Consider the following 13,551-nt stretch of genomic DNA (forward strand, 5'->3'; position numbering starts at 1 on the left):
CCCTATTCTCATGAATTCGTACAGGTTTCTACTTTCTTGTTATGTCAAAATATTTTTCCACAACGTCTATCACTCGTGATTCAAAATCACTATTGATAGGCGTGATTTTTTTGTTTCTTAGTACGATCTCACCTTTGTCTTTTCGCAACTCGACTTCAACGGTGTCGCCCTCATTTAATTGTATTTCTTTCAGCATATCAGCAGGCAAATTGACACCTAATGAGTTGCCGATCCTTCTGATTTTTCTTTCCATTCAATCACCACCAGCCTTTATTATAGCAATTTCGCCCGCTTAATATGCCAGAGACCATAATCATGCACAATTCCTCTGAAATTATTAAAGGGACTATCATCAGCCCCTTCCAAAATAGCAGCTATGACATTAAGGGAATTTGATATTGAATCCTCTTTTTTATGCCATCACAAACGCCTGAAATAGTGTAAAATGAATGATGTAAAGGGCCTCGCTTCCCCTTAATGTCAAAAAAACAACAAGAAATACTCATCATAAAAATATCATCATGATGGATGCGTTATATTCTGATTAGGGAAAACGGAAATCAAAAAACTGGAAAGTAAGCAGAAAATGATTGCAACGATCCATTTCAATGTTACCAAATCGGATCTTTAAGAAAGAGAGCATATACTAGAATGGTTAAAAAATGACTATTCTTATTGGGAAAAAGTTGTTTTTGATAAAAATTTTCCTTGTATTTTGAAACTGCTGCTGAGAAAAAAGGGATTTTTAAGGGGTCTGATAGGGACATGAAACATTAGGGATAATTAAAAATTGCAATAGGATGGCGAATAGAATGAATAAAAACACTTTAAGCCAAATTTCATTTGTTTTGTCGGGCATTTCGGTCCTTATATTCGGAATTATCAAAAGACAAGGGCTGACAGCATGGGGGCTTTTTGCTTTTTTCTTTGTTTTAGCGATTTTGCTTCGAAACTATGACAAAAAACGATGAGCAATAAAAAATGACCAGAAATCAAAGCATTATCCTTCCAGAGCGTAGACAAAAGGCATCCGAATAAACACATTCGGATGTCTTTTGTCATTTTCATGCTTTTAAAGATTGCGGTCAGACCACGCCAAAAAGCTTATTTTATGCTATTACCGGACTTTTCGATGGCCGGCAAGCCACCTTCTTCACATTCATCGCAGCAAAAGTATCTTTGCCAGCATTTCATCCATCTCTATTTTTTAATGACACACAAAAAAGCTATCGGCAAATCCCGGTTTCGGATTTGCCGACAAACGAAAAAGCAAGGCGCCTTTAAAACGCCTTGCTTTTTTGGACTTTATAATGGGGCATGCAGGGTTCGAACCTGCGACCTGCTGATTAAGAGTCAGCTGCTCTCCCAACTAAGCTAATGCCCCGTCTTCTTAAGAACATCTATTATGTTACCATAATTTACTTTATAAATCAAGCCTTTACGGATGAAAGTTTTACCTCAAAAAATCCGGGGAGCGCGAATGTTCCGATATGGATCGAATCGACATCAAGAGAAGGCGACCGGTGATTCATACGGAACGCTCCCCTTATTAGGTTAAGCCGCCTTCTCACTTTTACGGTTTGATTTCTCTACCCAGTAAGCCGCTCCTGCAATGAGGACAACCAGTACAATCTGCGGAAGGATCGTTTCCATTGTCGGATAAAAACCGATCCATTCAATATTAGGCAAAGATGCCAAAGTATGCGCCGGAAGCAACTTGGCAACTTGCAAGGCATGGACGCTTACTCCGAGAATTTTAAACGATAAGAAGTAAATCAGCACAGTAGCAACCAAGAAAAACGGCCGGACCGGGATTTTGACGCTAAAATGAATAATCAAAAACCCAACGATGAACAAGATGACCAACGCTATTCCGATTCCTGCCAGCAATCGGCCGACACTCATCGAAGGAGCCATCCCAACATAAAAAATAATGGTTTCTGCTCCTTCTCTGAAAATAGCAAGAAAACTGATCAACGACATCGTCCAAAGACGGCCGCCTTCAAGCGCTTGATTCATTTGCTGCTGGATATACCGATTCCATTGACGAACGTTGGACTTATTATGAAGCCATGCCCCTACCGTTAACATCATGACAACAGCAACGATTCCGGCAAACCCTTCAATATACTCACGGCTGGAAGCACCTGTCATTTTGGAAAAGGCCAAACTTAACACGATCGCAAACAATGCACTGGCGAGAATACCAGCGCCGGCCCCTCCCCATATCCATTTTTGTTTTTCCGCCTGATTCGTTTTTTTCAAAAAGGCGACAAGAGCCGCAATCACAAGCAATGCTTCCATGCCTTCACGCAGCAAAATCAAAGCAGCGTCCCAAATGCTGTAGCTTGTTTGTTTCATTAGAGACTCGAGGCGGGAATGTAAGTCATTGATGATGGCTTCTGCCTTATGGATATCACCGCTGTTGGAGCTTAAAATACTGACTGCCGTCGGTACTTTCGTCTCCATATCATTGTACAATGCAGCGTCCCGAGTTTGAACTTCCCCTTCTACCATCGGCCAAATCGTTAAAACCTCATTTAAGGAGGAAACGGCCTTTGATTTATCATCCTTTTGGATCGCTTGGACACTATCCTTTAATAGTCGGTTTAAATCAGAAAGAGTATACTCTTTTGAGTTCGTTTTGGCGGACGCCTTTCCGGATAAAAAGTCATCAACCGATTGTTTCAATGACTGAAGGCTGTCTGTTGCCTTTTTTTGATCCACTGGCTCTTGGGTAAGAGCAATTCGCAAAAAGGACATATTTTTTTCGATTTCTCCATAAGAGGCAACACTTTGTTGTCGAACAGCCATTTCCGCCTCTCGATTCCATACGGTCTCAAATTGGCGATATTGATTATAGGCTTGTTCCCATTTTTTACTTTCAATCAAAGTTTTCATTTGTTCCATCATCGGCTGCAGTTGACGGACTTTATCTTTTTCTTCCTCTTTATTGCCTTTTGATTGCTGTTCTTCCAAAAGAATCAGCTGGCTTGATAAAGCGGAGAGAGCATGACGGAGATCCCCTGCATTTTTTTCGTGTAAAGCTTTTTTCGTCTTTTCCAGTTCTTGGTTGATCTGCTTTTCCTGTTTGCCGCTTGGTTTTTGAAGCGTATTCCATTCTTGCTCAAATTGCTGGATATCCTTTTGAATGACATCCCAGTCAGCTGATGATTGCGTATGCGTTAATGCATCACCGATAGGAACATACAATTCATCATACCCTTTCTCGGCATAAGCAGGAGAAATCTTTAGAAAACAAACCAATATGCCGATCATGACGATGATGATGTGAGATCGTTTCAAAATATCATCTCCTCATTTCCAAACGAGACTCTATTCAAACAGAGACTCTCCGATATAGCCACCTTTTTTTACACCGGGGAAGCAGGCAAAAATGGCGCTTCCGCGATGGGTAATATATTCGTTTAATTTGTCGTTTTGAGAAAGCCTGGATTGAATGGGAATAAATTGCCGGCTAGGCTTGCGTTGGTAGCACATAAAGAGCAAGCCTGCGTCCAAACTTCCGGTTTTTGGATCCATCCCGTCGGCATAAGAATATGAACGACGCAAAATTTTTTCCGTTCCGTCATGATGCGCCAGCCGAACATGTGAATCGACCGGAATGTAATATTGACCATCTGGCCGTTTTTTCTTTAAATCAAGAGGATCGAATTCATCTTTTTGACCAAGCGGAGCCCCGCTTGCTTTATGACGGCCAAAAGTCTCTTCTTGGTCGCGCAAACTGGACCTGTCCCATACTTCAATATGCATTTGAATTCTTCTGACGACTAAATAAGATCCGTTGATTAGCCAATTAGGCCCGTCTCCCGGCTGAACCCATACATACTGGTTCATTTCTTTTGCATTGCGCACATCAGGATTGACCGTTCCATCTTTAAATCCAAATAAATTCCGCGGCGTATCTTTTTTGGAGGAAGCCGCTTGCTTGGAACGCTGAAACCCGGCTTGCGCCCAGCGGATCGTCGCTTTGCCGCGGGCGATTCTGACCAAATTTCGGACCGCATGGAAGGCCACCTGGGCATCATCGGCGCATGCTTGAATGCATAAATCTCCTCCGCACCATTTCTCATCCAACGCATCGAGAGGAAACTTCGGCAGTTCTTTTAATTCTCCGGGTTGCTTACGCTTTAAGCCAAAGCGATCCTTTCCATCTTTTACAAAAAGCGTGGGCCCCACACCAAAGGTAATCGTTAAATTAGAAGGCGAAAGCTCCGCTGCTTCTCCTGTATCTTTAGGGGGCAAAAAGTCGTTGCCGGAATTCTCTCCGACCGGCTTTCCGGCCGTCATCAAAGCGGCGGCTTTCGTCCAATCTTGAAAGAGTTGGATTAATTCTGATCGGCTCTCAGCAGTTACATCCATTGCAGCAAAGTACACATGATTTTGCATCGGTGTCGCAATTCCTGCTTGATGGGTACCATAAAAAGGAACGGTTTCGTCCTCTTTATCTTTTTCGGCCGCTTCCGGGAATAAGTTCGTCATCGTCAGCAAACTGCCGGCGCCGCTAGCCCCAAGCGCAAGGCCAATTCCTCCGGCTCCCGCTATTTTCAGCATATCTCTGCGGGAAATCTGCTTAGACAAAAAAGTTGGTTCTTCCGGTTGTTTCTTCGATTGTTCCGTCATTATGATCCCTCCACAACAATGCCCATTTTGGAAAGAGGCTCTGCCAGTGCATCAATCGCTTGGCTTAATTCTTTTACTTCTGCGGACGTTAACTCAGTGTATGGAACATATCCGTCGCCTTTTTTATGCTGATTGAGCAATTGGTTGACTTGATCAAAATGACTTCCGATTTCATCCGAAAGCTTCTTGTCTTTTTTCTCTAAAGCAGGCTTCAGCAACTCATAAATTTTTTCAGCTCCTTGGACATTTGCGGCAAAATCGTATAAATCAGTATGGGAATAGCGATCTTCTTCCCCCGTTACTTTCGATGTCGACACTTCATTCAATAAATCAACCGCACCGGTAATTAATATGTCCGGCGTCACTTTGACCGTTTCTACTTTGGCACGCAGCAATTTTACATCTTTCAACAATTGGTCTGCATATTGCTCATAGCCAACTGTCGTGTTCTCTTTCCACAAACCTTTTTCAATTCGATGGAATCCCCGCCATTCCGATGCCGGAACATCTCCTTCACGGGCGTCAATTTCAGGATCGAGGTCTCCAAATACTTCTGCAATCGGTTCTGACCGCTCATAATGCATCCGAGCCAGCGGATAAATTTGTTTTGCCTTTTCTATGTGACCGCTTTTGACAGCGTTTGTAAATTGTTCCGTGTCTTTTACAAGTTCATCTATTTCTCCAATAGTATAATCTCGATACTCTTTTGTTACTTGAGACAATTCATTTGACTGCTGTGTTGAAGCACTTTTGTCCGTCTTCTTAGGCTCAGAGTCTGTTTTAGAAGATTGAGAACAGCCGAATAACAGGCTGGATGATAACAATGTCACGAATGCAGCTTTCCAAATTTTCACTTTTCTTTTTCCTCCTCTATAGATGAATATGTATTCTATCAATCGAATAAAATATCAAACCGTTACAAATGTATTATATATAATAATGAGAATCATTTTCAATACTATTTTCATTCATTTTTCACAAAAATCCAACAAAAAGAGAAAAAACGTGTGAGTAAAATGTTTGTGGGAGAAATTCTTAGAATTCCCCGATGAGGGGGTTGGGAACGTAGGTTCGCAATCCCCCTCATCGGGGCCACCAAGCAAAGCGCGGTAGGATCCCAAGCAGGAAACATGAAAAAAGGACTCTCTCCCTGGTAAGATGATCATTGTTCACACCATCAAACAGGAGGAGAGAGTCCTATGAATATTCAACAACATCTTACCACAAATTCGTTGACATGGAAAGAGATCGAACTTGATTTGTTTCGAGCCTTGCAAAACGCCTTCACCGAGCTGTTTACGGCTCTGTTGGAGGACATCGACCGACAATTGGCGGAAACCCGGGACAAGCGCCGGTACCACTTGAAAGACAAACGACGCACCACGATTCAAACCTTGTTTGGCGAAGTTACCTTTGAGCGAAACTACTATTTAGACCGAGAACAAAACCGTTACACGTTTTTGCTTGATTCCTTTTTAGCGTTTGATGGATCGCAGTCAATCAGCCCTTGTCTAGAAGAAACGGCGATGGGATTGGCTGTGGAGTGCTCTTCCTATCGCAAAGCGGCTCATACGCTTGCCCAGATGGTCGGGTATCCGGTGATGAGCCATGAGACGATCCGCCAGTTGGTGCTCGAGGCTGAAGTTCCGCTGCACTGCCCGGTTGACCAGCGATATGGACGGGTGCTGTTTGTGGAGGCCGATGGACTGTTTGTCTCTCTCCAAGGGAAGGGAAAACGGGCCAAGGAAGACAAAATCCTGACCGTTCACGAAGGATGGAAGCGCAACGGCTCACGGATCGAATTCGTGAATCAGCGCCATTACGTCCATGAAGGCAAGGGGGAGGTGTGGGAAGGCTTCGAGGAATTTTTGATGAACGAATATGCCTATGATCCGTGTCGGGATCTTCTTGTCATCAACGGGGACGGCGCTCCATGGATTACCGCGTGCCGGGAGTATTTCAAGGGACGGGTCTGCTTCCAATTGGATCGATTCCACGTGGCGCGTGAGTTGCGCCAATGCCTCTCGGGCCATCCACGGTGGCAGGCGATTCGGCAAAAGCTGGCGAAGCAGGATGAAGAGAAGCTGCTTGTGGAACTGAACAGCGCCCTCGGCACGCTGGGGGACGAAGCGAAAGAACAACAGCTGGCTGCCTTGATCCACCGGATCGAATCGATGCCGGGATGCATCCGTGATTACCGGGAATGGCTGAAGGAGCAAGGAGTGGACACAACGGGCATGTATCCGATGGGGAGGGCTGAAAGCGTGATGAGCCAGCTGGCGTATCGGGTGAAATACCGCCGCAGTTGGACAGACAAGGGACTCAGGGCGTTTTTCAAGGCAATGATTGCCCGGATGGATGGGATTCGTCTTTTCGGACATCGTTTAGGAGAAGAATCGTCGCATCCGGCGGAGGAAACGGCATCTACCAAACAGACGATCGTGAACAAGGCGAAACAACGCATCCGCCGTCTTCTTCCAGAGGTAACGCGGAATAACGTGCCATATTTACAGCAATCGTCCGGGACTCCGATCTATCATGCCCTGTCTGAATTCAAGGGATGGTAAAAAAAGGTATACATATTCGTCTGTCATGGCAAGGGATGAGAGTCCGAAAGCGCTTACGGATGAAATTCAAAAAAATGGTTCGCTAACCTATGACTTACACCTGTTTTTTAGCGAACCAAAAAAGTTCCCACAAAGTCTTGACTGACTCAAGTTCCCACAAAATCTTGACTGACTCAGAAAAAACCAATTATTTGTCTGAAAAATAAAACTGTTTTACAATAGAACTAGATTCATATAAACGACATGGTAGGAGGGGTTCCTATGGGGAAAACGGAAGTCGTACGTCAGCCGGAATACGAAATTGATTCTGTATTTTTAGAGCGCTGGTCTCCACGTTCATTTTTAGAAAAAGAGGTGCCGGAAGATATCCTGCTTAGCCTGTTTGAAGCGGCACGATGGGCGCCGTCTGCTTTCAACCTTCAACCATGGCGCTTCATTCTGGCTCGGACTAAAGAAGACCGGGAAAAATTCATGACGTTCATCGGTGAATTTAACCAAACTTGGTGCAAAAAAGCTCCCGCATTCGCTTTGATTATCTCTCAATTGACTAGTGAAAGGGGCAATATCGGTTCTCACGCTTTCGACGCAGGCGCCGCTTGGGGTTATTTATCCTTGGAAGCAACGAGAAAAGGCTTGATTACGCATCCGATGACAGGAATTGATTTTGACAAAGCTCGTGAAGTATTGAATATTCCGGAAGACTATGCGATCGATGCTCTTATCGCCATTGGCTATCAAGGAGAAAAAGAAGCTTTGCCGCCACACTTGCAAGAAAGAGAAGTGCCATCCACTCGCCGGCCTGTGAAAGAATCCATCTTTGAAGGCAGCTTTGGCGAACCGCTTAAATAAGCAGTGGTGTACCTCTTATCTTTCACACATCGTACATATCTGTTACGTTTCTTTGATCGTTTTCATTGTTTTTTCTGGCGTTTTCGTTTTAATCGAATACGCCAAGAGCTAAGCGGTCGAGTATAGGTTCGATCGTTTTATCGTGTGATTACAAGCTATTTTGAATGAATATTGAACGATTTTTTCTCGTAAAAAAACGGTGCCCCGGAAGTCAGTCAGATAACCCGGGGCACCCTTTTTAATGTAAATCTTTTTATAGTATGATCGCGAATTTCATTCGCTTTCCGCGGGCGAACCGCAGCCTTCTCGCTCGTCCCTCGCTGCTAGGTATCGCCTAGTCTTGCTTTTCCCGCAGGAGTCTCGCCCATTTTGAGATCGTCACATTAAAATGCACCTAATGGTAGCCGTTTTGGCCATTAGCTGAACCGGATGTTTTCCCCTTCGGCTTTTGCTTGCTGTTTTGTTTCGTTCCGCCGTCTTTTTTCTTAGCCAACGAACTCCCTCCTTCGCATATAGGTAACATGCATTCCTTAATATGCGCAAAAAACGGAAGAAAATTTATCCCTTATTTACAAGAAAAGAGCGTTGATTACATCCTGCTGAGAACACTCGCCCTTTATGCCTCGATTGGTCTACTCTCCATCCTTCGAGAAAAAATCCTATTTATTCCCTTTAGTACATTTTTAAAGCATAAAAAAACCCAGCAACCTTTGTTGTTGCTGGATCGTTCTTTTTGGGCAAATACTCGGAAGTTATTCCCCTAAATCCACATTGTGGTACACTTGCTGAACATCTTCTAAATCTTCTAATGCGTCAATCATTTTTTCAAATTTGGCTTGATCTTCTTCTGAAAGGGTGACGTAATTTTGTGGAATCATCGTTAATTCCGCCACTTTAAAATCCGTTATTCCCACATTCTTGAATGCTTCTTGAACGGCATGAAATTGATCAGGGTCAGCATATACGATAACCGTGTCATCTTCTTCAAATACGTCCCGTACGTCCACATCTGCTTCTAATAATAATTCCAGCACTTCATCCGCTGTTTTCCCTTCGACTCCAATAACCGCCGTGGCATCAAACATATAAGCTACGGACCCGCTCACACCTAAATTACCGCCATTCTTTCCAAACGCTGCACGCACTTCTGACGCCGTACGATTCACATTATTCGTCAGTGCGTCCACGATCACCATCGATCCATTTGGTCCGAATCCTTCATAACGAAGTTCATCGTAGTTTTCATCGGAACCGCCCTTCGCTTTTTCAATCGCACGTTCAATAATCGCTTTAGGCACATTATACGTTTTCGCACGTTCCAGTACCACTTTTAACGCACGGTTGGCTTCCGGATCCGGTTCTCCTTGCCGGGCCGCTACATAAATTTCACGTCCAAATTTCGCATAAATACGACTCATATTCGCATCTTTCGCAGCTTTTTTATCTTTTATATTATTCCATTTACGTCCCATGAAGTTCCACTCTCTTTCCGACACAAAATGATTCACAACACTTTTAAAACATCCATTCAAGGTGTGGAGACGGAATTTTTCATAAAACCACTAAATCATACATGAAGATGACGCACTTATCTGCTTTTGAATTATACACCAATTGCATAGGTGGTTTCGAGTGTTGTTTCATACGTTTCAAGAAAAAGATACAATATCTTCTATTCCGCCTGTTTTTTCCTTATTCCTGGATGAAACATGAAGGAATGCCGTTTTTGCTGCTTTTCACGCAAAATTTACTATCATTTTCCGATTCAGAAAAATATGGATAAGTTTTTTTATCCTTTACGGAAACGATCCTTTTGCTATTAAACTTACTGAGACAAGATCCCTGCCAAACACATTGGTGAAACGGCAAAAAAAGGACCATCAGCAGAAAAGCAAGTTTCTGCTGATGGTTTTTATTGGTCATCTTGATCTTTATTCATCAAACGCAAAGCTTCCCGATATTGATCATCTTTTATGGGATCTTCCTCTTTTGGAGGATTTTCCTCATCTGAATGGTCGGCGTCTTTCGAAACTTGCTTCCAAAAGTTTTTCAGCACTTGCCGATACTCGTCATCCGCCATGATCGATTGAAGATCTTCATCCTCGTGATGCCGGACATGATCGTCAGATTGGGAGAGCGGCGGCCGATCAGTTCCGGACTCTTCCTCTTCTTGACGTTGAGTACGTTCTTCCTCCGATCGGCCTGATGGTTCCTTAGTGACGGCACGGGTATTGACGGTCACTAAACCGGTGAGTACCAAAATCGAAAGGATGATACAAATAATCGTTGTCAGCATCCGGTCATCCCCCTATTCTTCCTCTGCCATTTTCTTGGCCACCCGAGCCACCCGCTCACCAAGGGCCCTTCCCAATTCCAACCCATTGTTGTCAATCGGTTCAGGGGAGTCAGGCGGACAGCTGATTCCCACGCCATAATACGAACCGTAAAAAGCATTTTCAGGAATATTCCCCGGCAAGCCGACGACAATCATTCCATGGTGAAGCATGGGGGTGATCAAATTCAGCATGGTGGATTCAATGCCGCCGTGAATCGTAGCAGTCGTGCAAAAAACGGCTCCAACTTTATTCACCAGCTTTCCTTCCGCCCAAAGGTAGCCGAGACGGTCAATCCAAGTTTTCAAGCCTGAACTGACCGTGCCAAAATGTCCCGGTCCTCCCCAAATAATGGCATCCATTTCCGGAAGTTTATAAATATCGGCATCCTTCACATGATCGATGAGGACTTCCGCTCCGGGCACTTTCTTCGCACCCTCCGCAATGGCTTCAGCGAGAGTTTTTGTATGCCCGCCTTCGCTGTCATACACCACATAAATTTTCATAGGGTCTACCCTCCTGTTCTTTGAAACTTAAGCTTACACTTCCTTCGGCCGCTCAGAAGGAGAAGGAAGCATTGGAACATTCCGCTTTCTTTTTGCCGTTTTATCGCGTACTTTGTCTTTTCGGACATCGCGCAAAAACAAGCTTAGGATGAGCCCGACGATACATAACCCGGTTGCCCAATAGAAGGCATCATTGATTCCGTTCACATTGGCTTTCAGCAAGATTTGGCTGTAAAGTGAAAAAACAGAAAGTTGCTGAGCCATTTCCACCGGCAAATGCGTCGCCCCCGCCATCGAATGGACAAAAGCTTGAAACGACTGCATAAACGTTGGATCAGCTGTGCTCATGCCATCCGCCAAGTTCGCATAATGGAAATTGGTTCTGTTGGAATAGATAGTGGTAATTAAACTGGTTCCCAACGCACCGGATATTTGGCGAAGCGTATTCGTCATCGCCGTTCCATGGCTGTTCAAATGTCTAGGCAATTGATTCATTCCGGCTGTCATAATCGGCATCATCAATAGCGACATCCCAAAAGAACGAATCATGTAAAGGCCTAAAATATGTTCATAAGAAGTATGGATGGATAAGCGAGTAAATTCATAGGTTGTCAAGATCGTGACAAGTAAGCCGACTGCCGCAAGCGGCCGCGGTCCTACTTTATCAAACAGCATACCTGAGACGGGCGACATCACCATCATGACAAGTGCACCCGGAAGCATTAACAATCCGGCTTGAAGCGGTGTAAATCCCCGCAAATTTTGCAAATAGATCGGCAGCAAGAAAATCCCCGCAAACATCGCCACTGTAATGATCGCGTTAATCACATTGGATAACGAAAACATATCGTATTTAAAAACGCGAAAATCAAGAATCGGTTTTTTCGATGTTAATTGTTGAACGACAAAGGCTACAATGCCAATCAAACCAATGACAATCGTTGTGACAACGACCGAATCAGTCCATCCGTCTGTTCCCGCTTCACTGACTCCATATAATAGAGAAGCCACGCCTATTAAAGACAATAAAGCTCCCAAATAATCGAGTTTGATCTTTTTCGGCTCCATAATGTTTCGCAATGTAAAGAAGGAAATCAGAATGATTAAAATTCCCAGAGGCACCATGGCGTAAAACATAATGCGCCAAGTGTAGTTTTCAATCACCCATCCTGATAAAGTTGGGCCGATAGCCGGGGCAAACATCATCGCCAAACCAAAAAGCCCCATCCCTCTTCCGCGCATTTCCGGCGGGAAAACAAACATAATGATCGTCATAACGAGAGGCTGCATCACTCCGCCGCCAACCGCTTGAATTAAACGACCGATTAACATGGTGGAAAAATTAGGGGCAATTCCGCATATAAAAGTCCCCAACGTAAAAAATACCATGGCCACTAAAAACAAAATCCGAGTGCCGAAACGTTCGATTAAAAAGGCTGACAACGGAATCAACGCTCCGTTGACTAGCATGAATCCTGTAGACAGCCATTGGATCGTCGTAGCTCCAACCCCAAAATCCGTCATCATATGGGGCATGGCAACGCTTAGAAGCGTCTGATTCAAGATGGCCAAAAACAGCCCCAGCATGAGGACCGCCAATAACGGGATATGCTGCCGGATTCCTCGGTTCGTTGTATCAGCTGATTCAGAAGCCATTTTCGACTGCCTCCTTTCCGATTGAATTCATGACGATTATTTAGAAATTTTCACTTCTGCGTTCATGCCTGGCAGAACTTTATCCGATGGATCTTTGATCGAAATTTTCACCGGAACTTTTTGTGTGACTTTTGTGTAGTTTCCGCTGGAATTTTGTTCAGGCAATAAAGAGAAAACAGAGTTCGTTGCATATCCGATTTTTTCCACTTTGCCATCAAATGTCGTATCCGGATCGCCATCAACCGTTATGGTTACTTTATCTCTTTTTTCAATGTCCTTAAGATCGGTTTCTTTAATATTGGCCACAATGTAGAGGTGACTCAAGTCAGCTGTTTGAGCCAACGTTTGTCCCGCTTGAACAATTTGATTTTTTTGCACTTGATTTTTAATAATGGTCCCTTTTTCAGGAGATGTTACCGGAATCGTCGTTTTGCCGTCAGAAATTTTTCCAAGCAAATCGTCCTTCAAAACTTTATCTCCTTCTTCTCCGGTCCAGTCCACTAATTTTCCGGAAGTTGTCGCCACAACCGGAACCATATCCGCTGATACTTTTGCATCATCGGTTTTCAAGTAGTTCGTGGTTTGATAGTAATAATAAGCTCCTCCTGCCAATAACAAGATCACGACAATGATCCCTACTAAATTCAATAGAACTAAACGTCCTCTTGACATTCTCTTTTTCTCCTTTCATCTCTTTATACTTACTCTATGCATTTAACATAAATAGAAACCGGAAGTTTTTCACAAAAAACCTCCATGAAGCGAACCCAGTATAAATGAGTCATTTCCATCCCTTAGAACAAAAAAATTCCTGTGAAAGGTTATTTTTTTGCTCAAGCCACCTTATCGCCACCCCTTTGAAAAACCATTTTTCAACGGCAGAATCATTACTTAATTTCCGCATTTCTTCCTTGGCGATGCAGGTTTTTCAGAAATCCATCATCGGATCCTTTCGTCCGGATATACCATGAATAAGTAAAAATCCTCCACCCAGGA

The 13,551-nt window shown here is 43.8% G+C and carries 12 protein-coding genes and 1 tRNA gene; 3 read left to right on the forward strand and 10 right to left on the reverse strand.

Going from position 1 to position 13,551, the window contains the following annotated elements; genetic code table 11:
* Window positions 1-28: 28 nt before the first annotated feature.
* Window positions 29-253: an AbrB/MazE/SpoVT family DNA-binding domain-containing protein gene (locus N1I87_RS14930; protein WP_003352614.1), complete on the reverse strand. Its 225-nt coding sequence runs from the start codon at window positions 251-253 to the stop codon at window positions 29-31.
* Between the two features lie 559 nt (window positions 254-812).
* Between N1I87_RS14930 and N1I87_RS14935 the strand changes: the two genes are divergently transcribed.
* Entirely contained in the window at window positions 813-971 is a 159-nt protein-coding gene (locus tag N1I87_RS14935) for a hypothetical protein (protein ID WP_341102637.1), read from the forward strand.
* A 340-nt stretch (window positions 972-1,311) separates the two neighbouring features.
* Here N1I87_RS14935 and N1I87_RS14940 read toward each other — a convergent pair.
* From N1I87_RS14940 to efeO, 4 genes are all read right to left on the reverse strand, one after another.
* Window positions 1,312-1,384 (reverse strand) — tRNA-Lys (locus N1I87_RS14940).
* 170 nt (window positions 1,385-1,554) lie between these two features.
* A complete protein-coding gene (locus N1I87_RS14945; protein WP_341102640.1) occupies window positions 1,555-3,306 on the reverse strand; it encodes an FTR1 family protein in 1,752 nt (583 codons plus the stop codon).
* A 30-nt stretch (window positions 3,307-3,336) separates the two neighbouring features.
* Window positions 3,337-4,644 carry an iron uptake transporter deferrochelatase/peroxidase subunit gene (gene efeB, locus N1I87_RS14950; RefSeq protein WP_341102643.1) on the reverse strand — a complete coding sequence of 436 codons (1,308 nt, stop codon included), beginning with the start codon at window positions 4,642-4,644 and terminating at the stop codon, window positions 3,337-3,339.
* On the reverse strand, window positions 4,644-5,498 hold the full coding sequence (efeO, locus tag N1I87_RS14955) for an iron uptake system protein EfeO (RefSeq protein ID WP_341102646.1): 855 nt from the start codon (window positions 5,496-5,498) through the stop codon (window positions 4,644-4,646). Before efeO ends, efeB begins: the two co-directional genes overlap by 1 nt.
* A gap of 345 nt (window positions 5,499-5,843) precedes the next feature.
* Between efeO and N1I87_RS14960 the strand changes: the two genes are divergently transcribed.
* Entirely contained in the window at window positions 5,844-7,211 is a 1,368-nt protein-coding gene (locus tag N1I87_RS14960; RefSeq protein WP_003355652.1) for an ISLre2 family transposase, read from the forward strand.
* 261 nt (window positions 7,212-7,472) lie between these two features.
* Window positions 7,473-8,060: a nitroreductase family protein gene (locus tag N1I87_RS14965; RefSeq protein WP_003352623.1), complete on the forward strand. Its 588-nt coding sequence runs from the start codon at window positions 7,473-7,475 to the stop codon at window positions 8,058-8,060.
* A 752-nt stretch (window positions 8,061-8,812) separates the two neighbouring features.
* On the opposite strand, the gene N1I87_RS14970 is transcribed toward N1I87_RS14965, so the two are convergent.
* The 5 genes from N1I87_RS14970 to N1I87_RS14990 all read right to left on the reverse strand — a co-directional run bounded on the left by N1I87_RS14970 (window position 8,813) and on the right by N1I87_RS14990 (window position 13,227).
* Window positions 8,813-9,532: a YebC/PmpR family DNA-binding transcriptional regulator gene (locus tag N1I87_RS14970; RefSeq protein WP_048624009.1), complete on the reverse strand. Its 720-nt coding sequence runs from the start codon at window positions 9,530-9,532 to the stop codon at window positions 8,813-8,815.
* Between the two features lie 440 nt (window positions 9,533-9,972).
* Window positions 9,973-10,356 (reverse strand): hypothetical protein, encoded by a 384-nt coding sequence (locus tag N1I87_RS14975; protein WP_327804531.1) that lies wholly within the window; start codon window positions 10,354-10,356, stop codon window positions 9,973-9,975.
* 12 nt (window positions 10,357-10,368) lie between these two features.
* A complete protein-coding gene (locus tag N1I87_RS14980) occupies window positions 10,369-10,899 on the reverse strand; it encodes an NAD(P)H-dependent oxidoreductase (protein WP_341102649.1) in 531 nt (176 codons plus the stop codon).
* A 33-nt stretch (window positions 10,900-10,932) separates the two neighbouring features.
* Window positions 10,933-12,555, reverse strand: a complete 1,623-nt coding sequence (locus N1I87_RS14985; protein ID WP_341102651.1) for a DHA2 family efflux MFS transporter permease subunit — start codon at window positions 12,553-12,555, stop codon at window positions 10,933-10,935.
* A 36-nt stretch (window positions 12,556-12,591) separates the two neighbouring features.
* On the reverse strand, window positions 12,592-13,227 hold the full coding sequence (locus N1I87_RS14990; RefSeq protein WP_341102653.1) for an HlyD family efflux transporter periplasmic adaptor subunit: 636 nt from the start codon (window positions 13,225-13,227) through the stop codon (window positions 12,592-12,594).
* Window positions 13,228-13,551 lie beyond the last annotated feature (324 nt).

The sequence above is a fragment of the Bacillus sp. FSL W8-0102 genome (assembly GCF_038007225.1).
Taxonomy (GTDB): Bacteria; Bacillota; Bacilli; order Bacillales; family DSM-4216; genus Bacillus_O; species Bacillus_O smithii.